Annotated in this window: 19 protein-coding genes; 18 read left to right on the forward strand and 1 reads right to left on the reverse strand. The window is 31.6% G+C overall.

Annotated elements, in window-relative coordinates; all coding sequences use genetic code 11:
* Positions 1-61 precede the first annotated feature (61 nt).
* From WNY78_RS12555 to WNY78_RS12565, 3 genes are all read left to right on the forward strand, one after another.
* Positions 62-1,267, forward strand: coding sequence for a polysaccharide lyase family 7 protein (locus WNY78_RS12555; RefSeq protein ID WP_342873554.1), 1,206 nt, complete (start codon positions 62-64; stop codon positions 1,265-1,267).
* Between the two features lie 141 nt (positions 1,268-1,408).
* On the forward strand, positions 1,409-2,506 hold the full coding sequence (locus WNY78_RS12560; RefSeq protein WP_342873639.1) for an acyloxyacyl hydrolase: 1,098 nt from the start codon (positions 1,409-1,411) through the stop codon (positions 2,504-2,506).
* Positions 2,503-3,252: a head GIN domain-containing protein gene (locus WNY78_RS12565; protein WP_342873555.1), complete on the forward strand. Its 750-nt coding sequence runs from the start codon at positions 2,503-2,505 to the stop codon at positions 3,250-3,252. The genes WNY78_RS12560 and WNY78_RS12565 overlap by 4 nt, the downstream gene beginning before the upstream one ends.
* Before the next feature lie 95 nt (positions 3,253-3,347).
* Here WNY78_RS12565 and gldA read toward each other — a convergent pair whose 3' ends face one another.
* Positions 3,348-4,241, reverse strand: coding sequence for a gliding motility-associated ABC transporter ATP-binding subunit GldA (gene gldA, locus WNY78_RS12570; RefSeq protein ID WP_342873556.1), 894 nt, complete (start codon positions 4,239-4,241; stop codon positions 3,348-3,350).
* 424 nt (positions 4,242-4,665) lie between these two features.
* Between gldA and WNY78_RS12575 the strand changes: the two genes are divergently transcribed.
* The 15 genes from WNY78_RS12575 to rlmN all read left to right on the forward strand — a co-directional run bounded on the left by WNY78_RS12575 (position 4,666) and on the right by rlmN (position 23,101).
* On the forward strand, positions 4,666-5,493 hold the full coding sequence (locus WNY78_RS12575) for a prephenate dehydratase (protein WP_342873557.1): 828 nt from the start codon (positions 4,666-4,668) through the stop codon (positions 5,491-5,493).
* Positions 5,490-6,635, forward strand: coding sequence for an aminotransferase class I/II-fold pyridoxal phosphate-dependent enzyme (locus WNY78_RS12580; RefSeq protein ID WP_342873558.1), 1,146 nt, complete (start codon positions 5,490-5,492; stop codon positions 6,633-6,635). The genes WNY78_RS12575 and WNY78_RS12580 overlap by 4 nt, the downstream gene beginning before the upstream one ends.
* A 104-nt stretch (positions 6,636-6,739) precedes the next feature.
* Entirely contained in the window at positions 6,740-7,591 is an 852-nt protein-coding gene (locus WNY78_RS12585) for a prephenate dehydrogenase (protein WP_342873559.1), read from the forward strand.
* A gap of 84 nt (positions 7,592-7,675) precedes the next feature.
* The gene (locus tag WNY78_RS12590) at positions 7,676-8,758 is read left to right on the forward strand and encodes a bifunctional 3-deoxy-7-phosphoheptulonate synthase/chorismate mutase type II (protein ID WP_342873560.1); all 1,083 of its coding nucleotides are present in this window, start codon (positions 7,676-7,678) and stop codon (positions 8,756-8,758) included.
* 297 nt (positions 8,759-9,055) lie between these two features.
* Positions 9,056-10,696, forward strand: a complete 1,641-nt coding sequence (locus tag WNY78_RS12595) for a hypothetical protein (protein ID WP_342873561.1) — start codon at positions 9,056-9,058, stop codon at positions 10,694-10,696.
* Positions 10,697-10,780: 84 nt separating this feature from the next.
* Positions 10,781-11,731, forward strand: a complete 951-nt coding sequence (gene rsgA, locus WNY78_RS12600) for a ribosome small subunit-dependent GTPase A (protein ID WP_342873562.1) — start codon at positions 10,781-10,783, stop codon at positions 11,729-11,731.
* A gap of 44 nt (positions 11,732-11,775) precedes the next feature.
* Positions 11,776-12,228, forward strand: coding sequence for a D-aminoacyl-tRNA deacylase (gene dtd, locus WNY78_RS12605; RefSeq protein ID WP_342873563.1), 453 nt, complete (start codon positions 11,776-11,778; stop codon positions 12,226-12,228).
* Positions 12,228-12,758: a metal-dependent hydrolase gene (locus WNY78_RS12610; protein WP_342873564.1), complete on the forward strand. Its 531-nt coding sequence runs from the start codon at positions 12,228-12,230 to the stop codon at positions 12,756-12,758. Before dtd ends, WNY78_RS12610 begins: the two co-directional genes overlap by 1 nt.
* 77 nt (positions 12,759-12,835) lie before the next feature.
* A complete protein-coding gene (locus WNY78_RS12615; protein ID WP_342873565.1) occupies positions 12,836-14,740 on the forward strand; it encodes a DUF3857 domain-containing protein in 1,905 nt (634 codons plus the stop codon).
* 3 nt (positions 14,741-14,743) lie between these two features.
* Positions 14,744-16,765 (forward strand): DUF3858 domain-containing protein, encoded by a 2,022-nt coding sequence (locus WNY78_RS12620; RefSeq protein ID WP_342873566.1) that lies wholly within the window; start codon positions 14,744-14,746, stop codon positions 16,763-16,765.
* A gap of 36 nt (positions 16,766-16,801) precedes the next feature.
* Positions 16,802-18,811 (forward strand): DUF3857 domain-containing protein, encoded by a 2,010-nt coding sequence (locus tag WNY78_RS12625; protein WP_342873567.1) that lies wholly within the window; start codon positions 16,802-16,804, stop codon positions 18,809-18,811.
* A 1-nt stretch (position 18,812) separates the two neighbouring features.
* Complete coding sequence (locus tag WNY78_RS12630) at positions 18,813-19,139, forward strand: nucleotide pyrophosphohydrolase (protein WP_194509533.1); 327 nt, start codon at positions 18,813-18,815, stop codon at positions 19,137-19,139.
* Between the two features lie 362 nt (positions 19,140-19,501).
* Entirely contained in the window at positions 19,502-20,728 is a 1,227-nt protein-coding gene (locus tag WNY78_RS12635; protein WP_342873568.1) for a 3-phosphoshikimate 1-carboxyvinyltransferase, read from the forward strand.
* A gap of 122 nt (positions 20,729-20,850) precedes the next feature.
* Positions 20,851-21,900 carry a tRNA preQ1(34) S-adenosylmethionine ribosyltransferase-isomerase QueA gene (gene queA / locus WNY78_RS12640; RefSeq protein ID WP_342873569.1) on the forward strand — a complete coding sequence of 350 codons (1,050 nt, stop codon included), beginning with the start codon at positions 20,851-20,853 and terminating at the stop codon, positions 21,898-21,900.
* A 160-nt stretch (positions 21,901-22,060) separates the two neighbouring features.
* Positions 22,061-23,101, forward strand: a complete 1,041-nt coding sequence (rlmN, locus tag WNY78_RS12645) for a 23S rRNA (adenine(2503)-C(2))-methyltransferase RlmN (protein WP_342873570.1) — start codon at positions 22,061-22,063, stop codon at positions 23,099-23,101.
* Positions 23,102-23,127: the final 26 nt, after the last annotated feature.

A 23,127-nucleotide genomic window follows, 5' to 3' on the forward strand; every position in this document is an offset into this window, starting at 1 on the left:
TTTGAATTCGGTTTTTTTAGGTTTCTATTATCTTTTAAGTTTTTTTTGTAAAAAATATATTATGAAAATATTAAACACTGTTTTTGCGTATTTAGTTTTTATAGGTCTATGTAGTTGTAGTTCTAATGACTCTAATGAAGATATGCAAATAGATAATCTAAATGTATCTTCAGTTTCTGAGTTTTCTTTTAATGCAGAAACTCAATCTGTTACTGTGACTTCAAATTTGAATTGGACCGCAAATGAAGATGTTAGTTGGATTACTATTTCACCTTCAAATGGTACTAATAATGGTACAATAAGCATTTCCGTAGAAGCAAATCCGAACACTAATAATCGTTCAGGAATAATAACAATTATTGGTGGTAATCTTTTAAGAAACGTCACAATAACACAAGCAGCTGCAGAAGAAAATATAGAAGGCCTCGATCCAAATAGTGCACCTTCTGAGAATTTTGATTTGTCTACTTGGAATTTAAGTATTCCTATAGACCAAGGAAATGGTACAGCAACAACAATTACGGTTAGTCAGCTTAACAATGCTTATGAAAATAGTAATTATTTTTATACTGCAGATGATGGTGGAATGGTTTTTAAATGTCCTGTAGCTGGTTTTACAACATCTTCAAATACAATCTATACAAGAGTAGAGTTGCGTGAAATGTTAAGAGGTACAAATACAAATATTAGTACGCAAGGTGTTAATGCAAACAACTGGGTTTTTGGTACTGCTCCAGCTTCAGATATAAATGCTGCTGCAGGTTATGATGGAGAAATGAACGCTACTCTTGCACTAAATCATGTGACAACATCAGGTAGTAGTAGTCATGTTGGACGCGTCATTATTGGACAAATACATGCAAATAATGATGAACCTATTCGTATTTACTATAGAAAATTACCAAACAACACACTTGGTTCTATTTATTTTGCCCACGAACCTACAGATGGAAATGGAGCTGAACAATGGCATGATATGATAGGCTCTAGAAGTAATAGTGCTTCAAATCCTGATGACGGAATAGCGCTTAATGAAACATTTAGTTACAGGATTAAAGTGTTTGGAGATGATTTAACGGTTACCATTATTAGAGAAGGAAAAAGTGATGTTATTAAAACTATAAATATGGAAAATAGTGGTTTTAATGTTGGCGGACAATACATGTATTTTAAAGCAGGAGTGTATCATGTGAATAATACTGGAAATGATGATGATTATGCACAGGCAACTTTTTACGCTTTAGAAAAAACACACACTACAAATTAGGATCTCGTTTTTTAATCGTCTGAATTAATTATCTCAAATATAATTTAAGTTGTAAACGGTATTGCATACTTTTACGCCCTGAACTCATCTTAACTTTTTGTTTTAACCGAAAATGTCAAGATGAGTTCTATAACTAGATTTATGAATCGTTTTTTAGCCTCCCTTTTTTATTTGTTTTGTGTGACTGCTTTTGCACAAGAAGAAGAGCCTAATCTTTTTACAATAGATGCCGATTTTTTCTACGGAACAGTTTTAGAACATAATCCAGATATTTCGCATTTAATTACAGATCATCCTAGCGGTTTGATATTAAGTTACAATAGAAAAACCTATGGATTTAAAGACTGGGAAAGTAGATTTAATTATCCAGATTGGGGTTTTTCATTCGTGTATCAGGATATGAAAAACTCATATCTAGGAGAAAACTATAGCTTGTATGCGCATTATAATTTTTATTTTTTAAAGCGAAATCTCAACTTTAGAATTGGTCAGGGAATTGCATACACAACAAATCCGTATGATAAAAACACAAATTTTAGAAATAATGCCTATGGTTCAGATCTGATGAGCACTACCTTTTTGATGTTTAATTACAAAAAAGAGAATATCTTCAAGGGGATTGGTTTACAGGCAGGAATTTCTGTCATTCATTATTCTAATGCTAATTTTAGAGCACCAAATACATCTACAAATACCTTAGCATTTAATGTTGGTGCTAATTATTTGTTTAATTATGAAAACGAACCTGATTATATCCCAAATTCCGAGGAAAAAAAATATAAAGAACCCATAAAATATAATTTTGTTTTAAGAGCTGGCGTTAATGAAAGCGATGTTATTGATGTTGGTCAATATCCGTTTTTTATCATTTCAGCTTATGCAGACAAACGTTTAAATAGAAAAAGTGCCATCCAAGTTGGTACAGATATCTTCTTTTCAAAGTTTTTAGAAGAATTGATTCATTTTTATTCAGTTGCATACCCAGAATTTGATATCAAAGGCGACGAAGATTGGAAACGTGTTGGAGTTTTTGTAGGTCATGAGTTATTTATCAATAAAATGTCATTTGTGTCTCAATTGGGTTATTATGTGTATTATCCGTACGATTTTGAAGGTCGTATTTATAATAGAATTGGTTTAAAACGTTATTTTGGTGACAAGATGTTTGGAGCCATTACATTAAAGTCTCATGGAGCAAAAGCAGAAGCCGTTGAATTTGGAATAGGAATACGATTATGAGAAAGCTAATATATTCAGTATTTGCAATCATTCTATTATCATGTAATGGTGAGAATGCGCCAGACTGTTTTCAAAATGCTGGAGACATCATAGAAAAAGAGTTTGATGTAGAAATCTTTACAACGATTACTGTATTTCCTCGTGTTGAATTAATTGTAACAGATGGACCAACACAAAGCGTTACTGTACAAACTGGCGAATATTTAATGAGTGATATTGAGGTGAGAGTAGACGATGGACGCCTTAAATTATATAACAATAATGGGTGTAATTTAACTCGCGATTACGGACTCACTAAAGTTTTTGTTACCACTCCAAACCTTACCGAAATTAGAAACGGATCAGGTATAACAGTAAGTAGTCAAAGCATTTTGACTTTTGATAACTTAACTTTGATTTCTGAAGATTCTAACGAAGAAGATGCGTTTTCTACAGATGGTAATTTTGATTTAGATATAGATTGTAGTTCATTACGAATCGTTGTAAATAATTTGTCAACGTCATTTATTAATGGAGAAGTCGATAATTTAAAGTTAGAATATTACTCTGGTGATGCACGTTTTGAAGGTCGACATCTAATTGCTCAGAATGTGAACATTTTTCAACGCAGTAGTAATGATATGATTATAAATGCACAGCAATCTTTAATTGGTGAAATTAGAAGTACAGGTGATGTAATTGTAGTGAATACACCTCCAATAATTGATGTGGAACAATTTTATACTGGACAACTTGTTTTTGAGTAGAATTCCTGCGGAAATTGGAATCTTGAAATGAGTCTTTCTGTTTCTTTTTATATTGATAATAAGTAAACTTTCAATATTTTACTGAATACTGTACACTAACTCGTCAATTCCCTAAACAAACTCTCTAAACTCGCATTTTTTTGATTGAGCTGAAGAATTTTCAATTCATTATCATGAGCAAAATCAAATACATGAGAACGCATATCTTCTGCTGTAGAAAATGTGATTTCATAAATAAAATCGTGTGTGTTTTTAACAGTTTTGGCGTTAGGAAGTTTCAGTAAAAAAGCATCTTCAACACGATAATCAAATTCTACAATAACGGTTTGTTCCTTTTCATCACGTAAATCTTTGAGCTTTTTATCGGCAACGATTTCTCCTTTATTGATAATGATAACACGATCGCAAATAGCCTCAACTTCTTGCATGATATGCGTAGATAAAAACACCGTTTTATCTTTACCAATATTCTTAATTAAATGCCTAATGTCTACCAATTGATTTGGATCTAATCCAGTAGTTGGTTCGTCCAAAATTAAAACTGATGGATCATGAAGTAAAGCATTAGCCAAACCAACACGCTGTCTATATCCTTTAGAAAGCTGACCAATTTTTTTATGAGCCTCAGGTGTTAAACCAGTGAGTTCAATAACATCATTGATTCTCGTTTTAGATATTTTATAAATCCCTGCATTAAATGTGAGGTATTCTTTAACATACATTTCTAAATACAAAGGGTTGTGCTCTGGCAAATAGCCTACATTTTTTTGCACGTCTTGTTTGTTTGCATCTACATCAAAACCACTTACTTTTGCAACACCATCAGTTGCATTAATGTAAGTAGTTAAGATTTTCATTAGCGTAGATTTTCCAGCACCATTAGGTCCTAAAAACCCAACAATTTCTCCTGTATTAACAGAAAATGAAATATTGTTTAGCGCTTTTTGTTCGCCATAAACTTTTGAAACGTTTTCAACCTCAATAGACATAAATCAATTTATTTATTCAAAAATAGTAATAATTGCTAATGACCTAGTTTAAATTATGAATTCTTTAATTCTGAAATGTTAAACCTAAAAAAATTGTCTAACAATTTTGATTTATTAAAAATATAAGTACATTAGCATCATAATTTAGATATCCATTGTTATGGATAATGAATATGAACACGTCAAATCATACATATTATAACTGGTTTTATTTCTTTTTTAGCGAAAAGTAAGAGGCGTTATATGTATAATTTATAGGTAATAAATATAATATGAGTCTCGATGAAAATCGAGACTTTTTTTTGTGAAACTATATTTTGAAACGTTGAAAATAAATTCAAAATATGTAGTTGAGTAAATCCCAAACTTGTTTATGTTGAACTTGTTTCAGTATTTCGGGATCACATAATTAAGAAATAATAAATTGATTAAATCGGTAGCCATACAAGGAGTTAAAGGGTCATTTCATCACATTGTGTCACAGCAATATTTTGATGAGAATATTGTGGTGGACGAGTGTATGACATTTGATGCTGTTATTGATAGTATCCTTAATCATAAAAGTGATGCAGCTATAATGGCTATTGAGAATTCTATTGCAGGTTCAATCATTCCTAATTATGCACTTATAGATTCTCATAATTTACATATTGTAGGAGAACATTATTTAGATATTCAACATCATTTAATGGCATTGCCAAACCAAACGATAGACGATATTAAAGAAGTGTATTCTCATCCTATGGCTTTATTGCAGTGTAAAGCTTTTTTTAAACATTATCCTCATATTAAATTAATTGAAGATATTGATACAGCTCAAGTAGCACAAAGGATTCAGGACAATCAAACTAAAAATGTTGCAGCAATTGCATCGCGTTTAGCAGCACAATTGTTTGAGCTACATATCATTTCAGAAAGCATTCAAACCATTAAACACAACGAAACACGTTTCTTTATCGTTAAGACCAAAAACTCTGAAATACCAGAACATGAAATCAATAAAGCATCCATAAAATTTGAATTAGACCATAAAAGAGGAAGTTTAGCGACTATTTTAAACGTATTAAGTGATTGTAAGTTAAATTTAACAAAGATTCAATCACTTCCTAAAATTGAAACCCCTTGGAAATATGCCTTTTTTGTTGATGTTACTTTTGAGTCTTATAAAGACTACGAGAAAGCAAAATCAATATTAAAAATTATGGCACAAGACTTTAAGGTTTTGGGAGAATATAAAAACGCAAGACTATGATAAAGGTTGCCAATCGTTTACAAAATGTAGAAGAATACTACTTTTCAAAAAAATTAAGAGAAGTACGATTACTTAAATCTCAAGGCAAGCCTATAATTAATTTAGGTATTGGGAGTCCAGATTTGCATCCACCAGAAGCAGTTCTCAATGCGCTTGTAGAAACTTTTGAAGACGAAACAGTACACAAATATCAAAGCTATCAAGGGATTCCAGAATTAAGAGAAGCTATTGCAGACTTTTATAAAACACATTTTCAAGTCAATGTTAGTGCACATACTGAAGTGCTTCCGTTAATGGGAAGCAAAGAAGGAATTATGCATATCTCTATGGCATTTTTAAATCCAGGTGATGAAGTTTTAATCCCTAATCCAGGTTATCCAACCTATAAATCGGTTACTAATTTAGTTGGAGCAGTTCCTGTATTTTATGATTTAACACAAGAGTCTAATTGGTGTCCAGATTTTATAGCTCTAGAAAAAAGAGGTGTTGAAAATGTAAAAATTATGTGGGTAAATTATCCACATATGCCAACTGGAGAAAAAGGATCTGTTAAATTATTTGAAGACTTAATTCAGTTTGGAAAACGTCATGATATTTTAATAGTTAATGACAATCCGTACAGTTTTGTACTCAATCGTTTCCCAAGAAGTATTCTGAAATATAAAGATGCAAAAGATGTGTGCTTAGAATTAAACTCATTGAGCAAAACCTTTAATATGGCTGGTTGGCGAGTAGGAATGTTGTTAGGAAGACATGATTATATAGACGCTGTATTACGTGTGAAAAGTAATATGGATTCTGGAATGTTTTTAGGCATCCAAAAAGGTGCAATTGAAGCTTTAAAATGTTCAGACATGTGGTTTACGAGTTTAAATAGCGTTTATGATCAACGACGACAAATCGTTTGGCAAATTGCAGATGCACTCAAATGCACCTATAATAAAGGCGCTTCTGGATTATTTGTTTGGGCTAAGTTGCCAGAATTTATTGATGCAGAAGAGTACATTGATTTAATACTAAAAGAAAAATCTGTTTTTATCACACCAGGAACAATTTTTGGTAGCAACGGTAAAGGCTATATAAGATTTTCGCTATGTGCTTCAATTGATGAATTAGAAGAAGCTCTAGCAAGATTGAAATAAAAAGTTCTGTTTTTCTCTGCCCAACGTTAGGAAGGTTTGGAACTATCGACATAAGTGAATTACAATCCCGATAACTATCGGGACCGAAGTAAAGGAATTAAAAGATGAACAATATATACATCATAGGCATTGGATTAATTGGCGGAAGTTTAGCAATAGACATCAAGTCCAATTATGTGGATGCCAAAATCTTTGGGATTGATTCTAATGAAAATCACTTGGTTGAAGCTTTGAGTCTTAATTTAATTGACGAAAAAGCGACTTATGATGATTTGCAAAAGGCAGATTTGGTAGTGCTTTCAATTCCTGTAGATAAAGCCATTTTAGAATTGCCTAAAGTTTTAGATAAGGTTGGAGAACAAACGCTTGTGATTGATGTTGGTTCTACTAAACTTCCGGTTTGTAAGTCTGTTGAAAGTCATAAAAACCGACATCATTTTTTAGCAACTCATCCAATTGCAGGAACTGAGTTTTCTGGTCCAAAAGCTGCTATTGCAAATTTATTTCAGAAGAAAACAAACATCATTTGTGAAGTAGAAAAAACAACATTTAAGCTGCAAGAAAAAGCCTTAAAGTTGTTTCAAGATTTAGGGATGCGAATACGTTATATGAATCCTGAAGCTCATGATAAACACATTGCCTACGTATCTCATTTATCACATATTAGCTCATTTATGTTGGGTAAAACTGTGATAGAAAAAGAGAAAAATGAACGCGATATTTTTGATATGGCTGGCAGTGGATTTGAAAGTACAGTACGATTGGCAAAAAGTTCTCCAGCAATGTGGACACCAATTTTTAAGCAAAATAGAGAGAATGTCATTGAAACTCTAGATGAATACATTAATAACCTCAAACAATTTAAAGCTTTGATGGAAGCAGATGATTTTGATGCCATTTACAACGAAATGAAAAACACAAACCATATCAAGGATATATTAAAAGGTTTGAATTAAGAATACAATAACACCAAAATAAAAATTAAGTAAAAAAGAACGGACTTTGTTTTCTTCGGAAAATAAACCAAAAGACCAAAAGCAATGGAAAACAAAAAAGAGATGAGAACATGGTTAGATAAACTTGGGTTAGATCACCCACTAGTTATCGCTGGACCATGCAGTGCAGAAACCGAAGAGCAAGTGTTAAGAATAGCACATGAGCTAAAGGATACAGACGTTAATTATTTTAGAGCTGGGATTTGGAAACCAAGAACGCGTCCAGGAAATTTTGAAGGTGTTGGTGCTTTAGGTTTAAAATGGTTACAAAAAGTAAAAGCCGAAACAGGAATGAAAACCTGTACAGAAGTTGCCAATAGAAACCACGTAGAGTTAGCTCTAGAACATGATGTTGATTTATTATGGATTGGTGCACGTTCTACAGTAAGTCCTTTTATAATGCAAGAAATTGCTGATGCACTTAAAGGAACAGATAAAACGGTTTTAGTTAAGAATCCAGTAAATCCAGATTTAGCGTTATGGTTAGGTGGTATTGAAAGATTATATAGCGCAGGAGTTAAAAACCTAGGAGCAATTCATAGAGGATTTTCAACATATGAGAAAACAAAATATAGAAATATACCTGAATGGCAATTAGCTATTGAGTTTCAAAATAGATTTCCAGATTTGCCTTTAATTAATGATCCATCACATATTACAGGTAAAAGAGATATGATTTTTGATGTATCTCAAACGGCTTTAGATCTTAATTTTGATGGGTTGATGATAGAAACTCATTATGATCCAGATAATGCTTGGAGTGATGCAGCACAGCAAGTTACACCAAAGGCTTTGGTTAAAATTATGGAGGATTTAAAAATTAGAAAAGAATCTGATCCAGAAGCTGAGTACAATTCAGAGCTTAACAATTTAAGAGCTCAAATTGATGTTGTAGATAGCCAACTTATTGATTTATTAGGAAAACGAATGAAAGTTGCCGATGGTATTGGAGGTCTTAAAAAACAAAAAAACGTTGCAGTTTTACAAAGTAAACGTTGGAATGAGATTTTAGGTAAAATGGTTTTAGATGGTAATGAAAAAGGACTGAGTGAAGAATTTATTTTACGCATGTTTAAAGCAATTCACCAAGAATCAATTAATCATCAAGAAAAGATTATCAAAGGATAATCATTAATTTATAAAATAAAAAAGCCTCATTAAGTTGAGGCTTTTTTTATGCGCTTTACTCATTAGAGTTTTTAAGAATTCAATATTTTAAGTAAAACTATTCATGATTTAAAGACCTGTTTTGCTTTTAGTCTCAATGTTAATGGCACGCAAATTGCTTCAAAAAAAGCGATTAGAATATAGATTATTATTGATATAAACTGAAAAGTCAATTAAAAGTCTATTTTTGTTCATGAAAGAATATTCTTTCTCACTCAACAACTAGATGACATACTTATGCTTAAAAAAATGACATTAATGTTACTGTTAGTCGCATCCTTCACTACAGTAAATGCTCAAGGAGAATTAGGGCCAATTACAATTACTCACGGAAAAGAAATTGAAGAAGACAAAGAAAAAATTGTTAGAATAGCTGGTGAAGCTAATGGTAAAATTTACACCTTAGCAACAAAAGGGAAGAATTTTTACATCAAAGTGTTTAGCTCAACAGACATGGATTTAATTTCGGTAAATGAAATTGAAATGGATGATTTTAAAGATAAAGAACCTGTTTTTGAAGAAATTGCTGTTTTAAATAATAAGGTTTACATCATTGGAAGTGTTTACGATAAAAAGAATAAAATCAATAATTTGTTAGCTGTAGAAATTTCCGAAGAAGGAAAACTTACAACGAACACAATTAAATTATTCTCTACAAAAGTGACCAAAAACAGAGAAAGAGGTGCGTTCTATTTTAAACATTCGCCTAACCAAGATAAACTTTTAATTATGCATGCTTCTTTATTTGATAAAGAGGAAATTATGCAATATGAAATTAAGTTGGTTAATGAAAACTTAGATATTGTAACATCTCATCTAGAGCGTGTATCATTTGAAGATAGAAAAGATTTAGAATTTACTATTGCAGATTTTGATCTTACGTTTGAAGACGACATATTTCTTGTTATTAACGAAAGTTATAGAGATAGAAAAGCAAAAAAGAATATAGAAAAATTTGAAGTTCATGCCTTTAAAAAAGCTAACGGTTTTACACAAGAAGTTATAAATATTGACTTTACAGGAAAAGAAGTTATTAATTGTGAGATGTTAATGACAGCAAATAATACGCTTAATTTAGTTGGTTTTTATTCTAGTGTTAATAAACGAGGAAAAGCCAATTGGAAATTAAAAGGGATTTACTCTGCAACGATAAACGCATCTTCAAATGAAGTGACCAATTTAAAATTTAATGTCTTTGATTTTGAAACTAAGGCTAAACTAATTGGTGAACGTAGAGCTAAAAAAGATAAAGATATTCCACCTTATTATTCAACGCATAGTTTAATTGAAAAAGAAGATGGAGGTTTAATTTTTCTTGCAGAATACAGACAATCAATTATTGGTAGATCTTCAGGTATTGGTATTGGAGGACTAGGTGTAACGTTTACACCTATCACATTTATCACCAATGAAATTATTGTAACGTCATTAAATGCAGATGGCTCAGTAGAATGGGCAAATGTTCTAGCAAAAGAACAAACAGCGAGTTTTACAACAATGTCTATTGGAATGTATGGTTTTGCTAGTGGCTCAAATTTTTCGGTAGGTGTTGGTGTTTCAATTCCTGTTGCTGTTTTGGGTAAAGGACCTGAGTATTTAGGAGCAATACCAATTTATACTAATGGTGAACTTACTGTTGTTTTTAATGACAATAAGAAAAACATGGGTATAACAGATATTGAAGAAATTAAAAAATTAGGAAACTATAATAAAGCGATACCTACAGCCTTTACATTCAATAAAGGTAATGGTGATATTACTAGAATTGACCCAGAAGAATTACAAAAAGATCAATTAATCCTGAGACCAGGAGTGTATCATATCATCACAAATAAAGAGTACCTTATTTACTCGTCTAGAAGATCTCAAGATAAGCTTGGTCGTATGACCTTAGACTAATATTTCAAATGACTTATAAAAAGACCATCAATCGATGGTCTTTTTTTATTGGTTTAAACGCTTATTATTAGCATCTTTGTTATAATGACAGGACTCGTTTATAAATCTACAGGAAGCTGGTACACAGTTAAAACCAATTTAGGTAAAGCTTACCAATGCAGAATCAAAGGTAAATTTAGATTAAAAGGCATTAAAAGCACAAATCCAATTGCGGTTGGAGATATTGTGGACTTTGAACTAGAAACTAACAATGATGAGGTTACAGGTGTGATTGATAAGATTCATGATCGTACTAATTATATCGTTCGTAAATCGGTTAATCTGTCCAAACAAACGCATATCATTGCATCCAACGTCGATCAAGTGTTTTTGTTGATTACGATAGATAATCCGCCAACATTCACAAGTTTTATAGATCGTTTTTTGGTCACTGCCGAAGCTTATCAAATAAAAACCGTGTTACTATTCAATAAAGTGGATACATATAATGAAGAAACTTTAGACGAAGTAAGATATTTAGCTCATGTATATAGATCTATTGGTTATGAGTGTATTGGTATTTCTGCGGAAACAGGAAAAAACATAGATAAGGTCAAAGCATTAATGCTCGGTAAGGTAAGCATGTTTGCAGGACATTCTGGTGTTGGTAAATCTACATTAGTAAATGCCATAGAACCTGGATTGGATTTAAAAACAAAAGCTATTTCGTCACAACATAGTCAAGGACAACATACTACAACATTTGCTGAAATGTTTGATTTGAGTTTTGATGCAAAAATAATTGACACTCCAGGAATAAAAGGTTTCGGAATTGTTGATATGGATAAAGAAGAAGTAGCCGATTATTTTCCAGAATTTTTCAAACTCAAACAAGATTGTAAGTTTAATAATTGTCTTCACAAAGAAGAGCCTAAATGTGCTGTTAAAGACGCATTGGATAGAGATGAAATTGCTATTTCAAGATATCGTAGTTATCTTCAAATTTTAGAAGGCGAAAATGAGCATTATAGAACAGATAATTGGGAGGAAAAGTAATTAACAGAATCTCTAAATGTTGAATTTTAAAACCTTAAACAAAATTGAAAGCAGTTATTCAACGTGTTTCAAAAGCTTCAGTCACTATAACTGGAGAAAAAGTAGCCAAAATCAATACTGGATTATTGGTGCTTCTTGGGATTGTTAATGATGATTCACAAGAAGATATTAAATGGCTCTCAAATAAAATTTCTAATCTTCGAATTTTTTCAGATGAAGATGGAGTGATGAATACCTCATTACTTCAAACCCAAGGCGATGCCATTGTTGTGAGTCAGTTTACTCTTCATGCAAGTACTAAAAAAGGAAATCGGCCAAGTTATCTCTTAGCAGCAAAACCAGATGTTGCCATTCCACTTTACGAAGCATTTGTAAAACAATTAGAAACAGATTTAGGAAAACCAGTTCAAACAGGTCAATTTGGAGCAGATATGAAAGTAGAATTGCTCAACGACGGACCAGTAACTATTATCATTGATACTAAAGATAAAACCTAATGGCATCAATTTTTGGTCATGGTTTGGTTGCCTATACAGTAGCAAAAGTTGCAGATTCTACGTCTAGTAAATTATTGATTTTTCTGGCCATTGGATCTTCAATGCTACCAGATTTAGATGTTATAGGATTTTCGTTTGGCATAGAATATTTACACCCTTTAGGCCATCGTGGTTTTACACATTCTATCTTGTTTGCTTTGTTATGGAGTGCGTTACTTACTTTTTTCTTCGGAAATTCTAGAAAACTAGTCTTTGCTGTTGTTTTATTTTTATCAACTGTATCTCACGGAATCTTGGATGCTATGACAAGTGGAGGAAAAGGCGTAGGTTTTTTTATTCCTTTTGATAACACAAGATATTTTTTTCCTTTTAGAGAGATAAAAGTATCTCCAATTGGCGTTGAAGAATTCTTTTCAGAATGGGGAATTAGAGTTATTTTGAGTGAAATTCAATATATCGCTATGCCTTGTGGAATCATTTTATTGATTCATTATTTTCTTTCAAAAAAGCTGACGTCTAAATATTTATGATTTTTTACGATTATTTACATAGGCTGTTTGAGTAAAAATTCTATATTTGAAAACCGACTTAACTAAAACGCTTCACAATGCCCTTAAAATCCTATCTAATTTTGTTCGCAATATTAGTCTCTCCTTTTGTAAATGCGCAAGATGAAGACCTTCTTAAATCTTCTACTGTTCCTTTACAATTAAGAATAAAAGCTAACGCAGTTGTTAGATATGACAATACACTTATAGAAGTAAAAGCTTATAATAATTTTTTATATAGTAATAAACGGATCGTAACTGTCTATAATGAAAATGGGATATCAGATCAAGGTACTGTTGTAGGATATGACGAAAATAGAAAGATTAAAACCTTAGAAGCTAGAATCTATGATAGTAATGGCGAAGAAATAAGGAAGTTTAAAGAAAAAGATTTTGAAGATGTGAGTGCTGTAAGTGATGTATCTCTTTATGAGGATAACCGATTAAAATATCTTAATTATACACCAATAAATTACCCATATACTATAGTTTTTGAAACAGAAGTAGAATTTAGAAGTACTGCTTTTGTGCCATCTTGGAGACCTCTTAGAGGCTTTTATGTAAGTACAGAAAATTCAGAATATAAAATCATTAACAACTCAGATACTCAAGTTAAGATAAAAGCAATACATCTTGAGGATTATGCTATTGAGGTACATAATGATTTTCATTATTCGGCAAAAAATTTAAAGTCTATAAAACCAGAAGCTTACAGTCCGTCATTTAAAAGCTATGCTCCTAAAGTGAGAGCAGCACTTGTTGATTTTGATATGGAAGGTATTAAAGGTTTAAATAATAACTGGCAAGATTTTGGGAAATGGATGCATGATGAGCTTCTCATTGGTACAGAAATCATTCCTGATCAAGTAAAAGAAGAAGTTAAAGCCTTAACAAAAGATGCAACTACAGATACTGAGAAAGCCAAAATTGTCTATAACTATATGCAAGACAAAACACGATACATTAGTGTGCAAGTAGGTATTGGAGGATGGAAACCTATGTTAGCAAGTGATGTAGAACGCTTAGGTTATGCAGATTGTAAAGGGTTATCTAATTACACCAAAGCACTTTTAGATGAAGTAGGTGTAGAATCTTACTATGCTGTTATTTATGGAGGACACGATATTACAAGTTTTGATACCGAATTTTCTGCTACTGAAGGAAATCATGCCGTTTTATGCATTCCAAATGAGACTAAAGATATTTGGTTGGAATGTACCAGTCAAACAAATCCATTTGGTTTTATAGCAGGTTTTACAGATGATAGAGATGCGTTGCTTATTACTCCAGAAGGTGGCAAAATTATTCACACAACAGCGTATGCAACAGAAGATAATTTACAAACCACTAATGCAAGTGTAACTATTACTGATAACGGTTCAATTTCCGCAGATGTCATTATTAAAACGCATGGTTATCAATATGGACTTCATGAAGGTATTCAAAATAAACCGTTGCGTGATCAAGAGTTGTATTTTAAAGACTATTGGGATTATATAAACAATCTTTCCGTAGAAAATATAAAATTCACTAATGATAAAGATGCTGTTGTTTTTACTGAAAATGTAACTATTAAGGCTACTGGTTTTGCTACAAAAAGTGGTAACCGATTATTGTTTCAGCCTAATGTGTTTAATAAAGTAACACGAATTCCTACGCGATATAAAAAGAGAACTTTAGATTTTGAAATAGAAAGAGGATATAAAGATGTAGATGAATTTACTATTGCCATAGATCCAAATTTTGATATTGAAGCGATGCCAAATACCGTTGAGATTTCTAATAAATTTGGAAGCTATTCTTTCTCTATTGAAAAATTATCAGACGATAAATTACTTTACAAACGGACACAAATACTAAACAAAGGCTTCTACTCAAAAGAAGAATACGACGATTTTAGAACTTTTATGTCAACGATGGTAAAACATGATAAATCTAAAATTGTATTGATTTCTAAAACCTAAACAATGAGAATAATAATTACAGTAGCAGTACTACTTATCACATTAAATATACAAGCTCAAAATTTTAAATTTGGAAAAGTTTCAAAAGAAGAGCTAGCAGAGAAAGCACATCCTAAAGATCCAACAGCAAATGCTGCTGTATTATTTAAAAGGGAAAGTGTGCGTTTTGTGTATCAACAAGGAGAAGGCTTTGTGCAAAATAGAACCATTCATGAACGTATAAAAATTTATAATAAAGAAGGTTTTGATTGGGCAACAAAGCAAGTGAGATTATATAATGGGAGTTCTACCAAAGAAGATATTAATAATTTAAAAGCCTATACATATAACTTAATCAATGGTAAAGTAGAAGATGATAAGCTCAAAAAAGATGGTATTTTTGAAGAAGAGGCTAACAAATATTGGGATGTTACTTCTTTCACGATGCCAAATATTAAAGAAGGTTGTATTGTAGAATTCACCTATGTCATTACATCTCCTTTTTTGGCAATTGATGATATGGAACTTCAGTACACCATACCAATTAATGTTTTGGAAGCAGAAGTTAGTACACCAGAATATTTTATTTATAACAAGCTTTTAAACCCTAAAGCAAATTTCCACCCAAAATTTGAGTCATCAAAAGCCAATAGAAGTACTATTATTAGGAGTAAGTCTAAATCTGATGGTATGACAAATGGAGCAGGTGTTGTTAAAACGCAGTTCAGTCAGTCAAATATTGATTTTGTTGATAATGTCTATACTACAAATGAAGTTGATGTTCCTGCTTTAAAAGATGAACCATTTATTGATAATTTAAGTAACTATCAAGCCAAGTTAGAACTAGAATTAACAGCAGTTAAATACCCTAACGAACCTTTTAAAAATTTAGCAAATACTTGGGATGTTGTAACTAAAACTATTTATGAGTCTGATGATTTTGGAAATCAATTGCATAAATCTGGTTATTATGAAGATGATATTGATGCTTTAATAAGTGATTTAGAAAGCAATGCTCAAAAGGCATTTGTTATTTATAATTATGTAAAAGCCAAAGTAAAATGGAATGGCTATTACGGTTATTCTACAGAAGCTGGTGTAAGAAAAGCCTATAAAGAAGGTGTTGGTAACGTTGGAGATATAAACTTGATGCTCGTGTCAATGCTTAGATATGCAGGCATTAATACAAATCCAGTATTAATTAGTACAAAAAGTAATGGTGTGCCATTATTTCCAACACGTAAAGGGTTCAATTATGTGATTTGTTTTATAGAAGACGAGGAGATAATGTCATTATTAGATGCAACAGATAAAAATGCAACTTTTAATACATTACCTGTAAGAGATTTAAATTGGCAAGGTCGAGTGATTAGAGAAAATGGAAGTTCTACATGGATTGATTTAGCATCACGTACAATTTCAAAAGACATTATAGGATTAAATATTAAAATAAATCCTGATTTTTCTGCGGAAGGAAAAGTGCGATCACAAAAGTTTGACTATGTCGCAAAACGATATAGAGACACCTATGCAGATGTAAGTGATGATACGTATATTAAGGATTTAGAAAAAGATAAAGGCGATTTAATTATTTCTAATTTGGAGGTAGAAGGAGAAGATAATCTATTAGAGCCAATCAAAATCACATATGAATACACAATGGATAATGCGGTTGAAGAGATTGGTGATAAATTGTACTTTTCACCTTTACTTTTTTTGAGCACTCAAGAAAATCCATTTAAACAAGACGAACGTACGTTGCCAATTGACTTAATGTACCCAATGTCTGATAAATACATGATCAACATTATGTTACCTGAAGGTTATGATGTTGAAACATTGCCAGAAAATAAAGCGTTAGATTTTTCTGATAAGACAGGAGAATTCAAATATCTAATAAATCAAAACGGACGCTTTTTACAGGTGAATGTGGAGTTAAATATTAATTCTTCTTTTATACTTTCTGAAAATTATGCGTACTTTAAAGAGTTTATTGCTCAAGCACTTGAGAAACAAACAGAAAAAATAGTACTTAAAAAGATTTAAGATCAATCTCTAAAATTTATAATCAAGAATTATTTCATGAAGGTTACCATTCTAGTATTCATACTATTATTTACATTAAACTCAAAAGCTCAAGATTTTAAATTTGGTAAGGTCTCTAAAACAGAACTTACAGAATCTTTTAACCCTAAAGATTCTTCAGCTAATGCAGCAGTACTTTATAAAAAAGTGGATATCAGATTTGAATTTAGCCAAAGTGAAGGGTTTAGACAAATTAGAGAAGTGCACGAGCGCATTAAAATTTATAATAAAGAAGGCTATAAGTGGGCAACTAAAAGAATTAGATTGTACAATGAATCGAATTCAAAAAGTGAGGACTTAAAAAGCTTAAAAGGATATACTTATAATTTAATTGACGGAGAAATTGAAGATTTTAAATTAAAGAAAGATGGAGTTTTTAAAGAAGAAGTCAATAAATATTGGAAGATTAGTTCATTTACAATGCCTAATATAAATGACGGTTCCGTTATTGAATATACTTATGAAATATCGTCGCCTTTTTCAGCGATTGATGACATTGAATATCAGTACACCATTCCAATCAATGTTTTTGATTTAAGTATAAAAACTCCAGAATATTTTTTTTATAATAAGTTAGTTAATCCTAAAGCATCCTATATACCAAGAATTAATCAATCTAAAAGAAATAGAACCGAAAGAACAACCGATAAAAACAGGTCTGGATTATATGTGTCAAAAACGACATACTCACATTCAGAATTCACATTCGTAGAAAATGTAATTACAAGTAATGAAACTAATATTCCTGCACTAAAAGACGAGCCTTTTGTAGATAATCTTGATAATTATAAAACTAAACTCATTTTAGAACTTTCTGAAATCAGGTATCCTAATCAACCAGTTGAATCGTTGTCCTCTAGTTGGGATGCTGTAACTAAGACAATTTATAATAATTCGGAATTTGGAAATCAATTAGATCGCACTAACTACTTTAAAGATGATATAGATGCAATTATAGCTGGTATTGACGATCCAGCGCAAAAAGCGTTTCTGATTTTTAATTTTGTAAAAACAAAAGTAAAATGGAATGAATTCTATGGCTACAGTAGCGATATTGGAGTTAGAAAAGCCTATAAAGAAGGGGTTGGTAATGTAGCAGATATTAATTTAATGCTTATTTCGATGCTACGTTACGTTGGTATTAAAGCAGATCCTGTATTGGTTAGTACTAAAAATAATGGCATACCTTTATTTCCTACTCGACAAGGATTTAACTACATAGTTTGTTTTATGGAAGGTGACGGTTTTAGTGCTTTATTGGATGCAACAGAACCTTTTAGTGAGTTTAATGTCTTGCCTGGAAGGGTGTTAAATTGGCAAGGTAGGTTAATAATGGAAAATGGAAATTCTAAGTGGATAGATTTAACACCTTCACTGCTCTCTGATGAAGCTACGTATATTAACGTAAAAATAAACTCTAACCTTTCTATAGAAGGCAAGGTGAGAAATCTAAAATCTGATTATAAAGCTAAACAATTTAGAAATAGATTTGCAAATGTTAATAGCGATGAATACATCAAATATTTAGAAAAAGATAAGGGAGAGTTATTAGTATCAGATTTGGAAATAGAGAATGCAAAAAACACTAACCAACCAGTTAAAGTAGTTTATAGCTTTGAATTAAGTAATGAAGTTGAGGAGGTTGGGGAGAATGTCTATTTTACACCTTTAATCTTTTTAGCAACAAAAGAAAATCCATTTAAATCTGAAACCAGAAATTATCCTATTGATTTGTCATTTCCTTTTAACGATAAATATGTAGTTAATATTATGATTCCTGAGGGTTATAAAGTAGAATCACTACCAAAAAGTAAAAAGATTGAGTTCAATGTAGATCAAGGTGAGTTTACTTATCTTGTTAATGAAAGTGGAAATTTTATTCGATTAAATGTTAGCTTTTTAATGAATACATCTTTAGTTTATCCTAAGGATTATGAAGAGTTTAAGAAATTTTATTTATCAATGATTGAAACTCAAACAGAAAAAATAGTACTTAAAAAGATTTAAGATGAACATCAAAAATGCACAACTAGAAGTTGACACATGGATTAAAGAACATGGAGTACGTTATTTTAACGAGCTTACAAATATGGCGCAACTTACAGAAGAAGTTGGTGAAGTCGCAAGAATAATTGCAAGACGTTATGGTGAGCAAAGTGAAAAAGAAAGTGATAAAAATAAAGACTTAGGAGAAGAGCTAGCAGATGTGGTTTTTGTAGTTTTGTGTTTGGCAAATCAAACAGGTATAGATTTGCAAAGTGCTTTTGATAAAAAATTAGATTTAAAAACGAAGCGAGATCACGATAGGCATCACAATAATGATAAATTAAAATAGAATTGTCTTCTTTTATACCTGAACTCCATTAATCGTAGTGGATGTAATATAATATTTGTCTTGAATTTTATTTGACCTAAGAGGGTTTTACATAAAAAATGAATTGAAGCGAAGGGTTAAACAAAAATCTTCGCTTTCAATAATTATTTAATAATATAAGTGTTTGAGACTTAACGATAAATCTTTAAATTCGCAAACCTTATTTTTGTGCCGAAGCGAAAGAAATTTTTAGTAAAATCATCTTAAGTCTTGATTTTTTTGATTCGTTTTTTCATCAAGGAAAAAATGAAAGGATATAAATTACCCATTAAATTTTACATAGATTGAAAAACCCTGTCTTGAAAAAAAGCAAGTCACTCTTTATGACAATACAACTTCACAAATCTTCAATAAAAAAACAATCTAGCATAACGATAACTGGTTCAAAAAGTGAATCTAATAGATTGTTGTTGCTCCAAGCATTATATCCAGAACTTGAGGTCGAGAACGTTTCAAACTCTGATGATTCTCAAGTAATGCAAAAGGCATTAGCTTCCGAAGAAAAAATTATAGACATTCATCATGCTGGTACTGCAATGCGTTTTTTAACTGCATATTTTGCAAGTAAAGAAGGTCGAGAGGTTGTGCTTACAGGTTCTAAACGAATGAAAGAACGACCAATAGAAATTTTAGTTGATGCTTTAAATCAATTAGGAGCAGAGATCTCTTATTTAGAGTCTCCTGGTTGTCCACCAATTCGTATAAAAGGCAAAACACTTTCAAAGCATAAAGTGACTTTAAATGCCAATGTGAGTAGTCAGTATATTTCAGCATTATTATTAATTGCATCTCGATTAGAAAACGGACTAGAACTAACCCTTGATGGTAAAATAACATCCATTCCATATATAAATATGACGCTTGATTTATTAAACCAAGTTGGGATACAAACCACATTTGTAGATCAAGTAATCACTGTACAACCAAAAAAAGATGCGCTTAAAACGAATAGTCTTACTGTAGAGTCAGATTGGTCATCAGCATCTTATTTTTATAGTATTGTTGCTTTAAGTCCAGTTGGGACAGAAGTACTATTATCATCCTATAAAGAAAAATCGTTGCAAGGAGATTCTGTTTTGGCAGACATTTATAAATCATTTGGAGTAGAAACAGTATATCAGAATAATTCTATTTTGATAAAAAAGACTAAAGCTGTAGTAAGTGATTTTGTAGAATTTCAGCTTAATAATTCGCCAGATATTGCACAAACAATTGCAGCAACTTGCTTAGGTTTGGGTGTAAAGTGTCATCTCACAGGTTTACATACCCTAAAAATTAAAGAAACAGATCGTTTAGTTGCACTTCAAAATGAATTACAAAAATTAGGAGCTAAAATTGATATTACTGAAGATTCGTTAACGCTACACAAAACAGCAACAATTACCAAAGGCGTCGCTATAGCTACATATAATGACCATAGAATGGCTATGGCATTTGCGCCATTGGCTCTAAAAACCGATTTGTATATTGAAGATTATATGGTGGTTTCAAAATCATATCCTACGTTTTGGGATGACTTAGAAGCACTCGGTTTTAAATTTTCTAAATAAATACTGCGTTTTACTTGACAAGGCCTATGTTGAGATTGTATATTTGCGACTTGTTAAAATGAGCGTAATTTGTAATTATACATCAAATTGCATTCAGCATAAAAATAAATAAAAAATTACTTATGAAATTATCACACTTCCATTTTGATCTTCCAGATGAATTATTAGCCGAACATCCCTCAGAGCATAGAGATGAGTCTAGACTAATGGTCTTGGATAGAAAAAACAAAACTATCGAGCACAAACTATTCAAAGATGTTATCGATTATTTTGAAGAAGATGATGTGATGATTTTAAATAACACGAAAGTGTTTCCTGCACGTTTATTTGGTAACAAAGAAAAAACTGGTGCAAGAATTGAAGTGTTCTTATTAAGAGAATTAAATGAAGAACAACGCCTTTGGGATGTTTTAGTAGATCCAGCACGTAAAATTAGAATTGGTAACAAATTATACTTTGGTGACGATGAAACTTTAGTAGCAGAGGTTATTGATAATACAACTTCTAGAGGTAGAACTTTACGTTTTTTATATGACGGGTCTTACCATGAATTTAGAAAAAAATTAACAGAACTCGGTCAAACACCACTCCCAAAATATATTCAAAGAGAAGTTGAACCAGAAGATGCAGAACGTTATCAAACTATATTTGCTAAAAATGAAGGTGCAGTAGCAGCTCCAACAGCAGGTTTGCACTTTTCTAAGCATTTATTAAAGCGTTTAGAAATTAAAGGTGTTCAGTTGCCAGAAGTAACGCTTCATGTAGGTTTAGGAACTTTTAATCCAGTTGAGGTAGAAGATTTATCTAAGCATAAAATGGATAGCGAAGAGATCTATGTTACAAAACCAGCAACAGATATAATCAATAAAGCTATTGGCGAAAAAAGACGTATTTGCGCTGTAGGTACAACTGCAATGCGTGCTGTAGAAAGTTGTGTATCATCTAGCGGAACATTAAATGAGTTTACAGGATGGACAAATAAATTTATTTTTCCTCCATACGAGTTTAGTATCGCTAACAGTATGATTACTAATTTTCATACACCAAAATCTACTTTGTTAATGATGGTGTCTGCTTTTGCAGGTCATGATTTTATGAAAGAGGCATATGAAGAAGCGGTTAAAGAAAAGTACCGTTTTTACACATATGGTGATGCCATGTTAATTATCTAACAGTATCAATACTTATAATTAGAAGCCTTATGTCACAGTAAGGCTTTTTTTATGCTTCGGAAATTTTAAACTTTTAAGCCATATCATTAACAGAAAAATGGTTTGATTACCTTTGCATTATTATTAAAGTGAATTTTGAGCTTAAATAATTAAGACATCTATGGATATTAAAAAGAAAGACATACGAGCATTAACAAAAGTGCAATTAAGAGACTTTTTTGTTGAAGAAGGCGATAAAGCATTCCGTGGAAATCAAGTGTACGAATGGTTATGGAGCAAAGGTGCGCATACTTTTGAAGATATGACAAATCTCTCCATAGCAACTAGAGAGATGCTAGAGAACAACTTTGTGATAAACCACATCAAAGTAGATCAAATGCAAAAGAGTAGTGATGGTACCATTAAAAATGCTGTACGACTACATGATGGTTTAATTGTAGAATCTGTTTTGATTCCTGTTAAAAACCGTACTACTGCATGTGTGTCTAGTCAAGTTGGATGTAGTTTAGATTGTAGGTTTTGTGCAACGTCTCGATTAAAACGAATGCGTAATCTTAATCCAGATGAAATATATGATCAAGTAGTTGCTATAGATAAAGAAAGTAGATTATACCACAATAGACCATTAAGTAATATTGTGTTTATGGGAATGGGAGAGCCACTCATGAATTATAATAATGTACTAAAAGCTATTGACAAAATCACATCACCAGAGGGTTTAGCGATGTCGCCAAAACGAATTGTGGTGTCAACTTCTGGAGTGCCTAAGATGATCAAAAAAATGGCAGATGATGAGGTCAAGTTTAAATTAGCTGTGTCATTACATTCTGCAATAGATGAGATTAGAACATCTATAATGCCATTTAATGCAACATTTCCTTTAGCAGATTTAAGAGAAGCATTAGTCTATTGGTATGAGAAAACCAAAAATAGAATAACCTATGAATATGTGGTTTGGGATGGTATTAATGATACTAAAAATGATGTTGAGGCCTTGATTAAGTTCTGCAAATTTGCACCAAGTAAAGTTAATTTAATTGAGTATAACCCTATTGATGATGGCGAATTTCAGCAAGCAAAATCAGAAGCAATAGATATGTATGTAAATCTGTTAGAAGCAGAAAACATTACAGTAACCGTAAGACGATCTCGTGGTAAAGATATAGATGCTGCTTGTGGGCAATTGGCTAATAAGACATAAAAAAAGCGACCATTCAATTACTGAGA

Origin of the sequence: Psychroserpens sp. AS72, from assembly GCF_038900375.1 — a bacterium.
Classification (GTDB): Bacteria; Bacteroidota; Bacteroidia; order Flavobacteriales; family Flavobacteriaceae; genus Psychroserpens.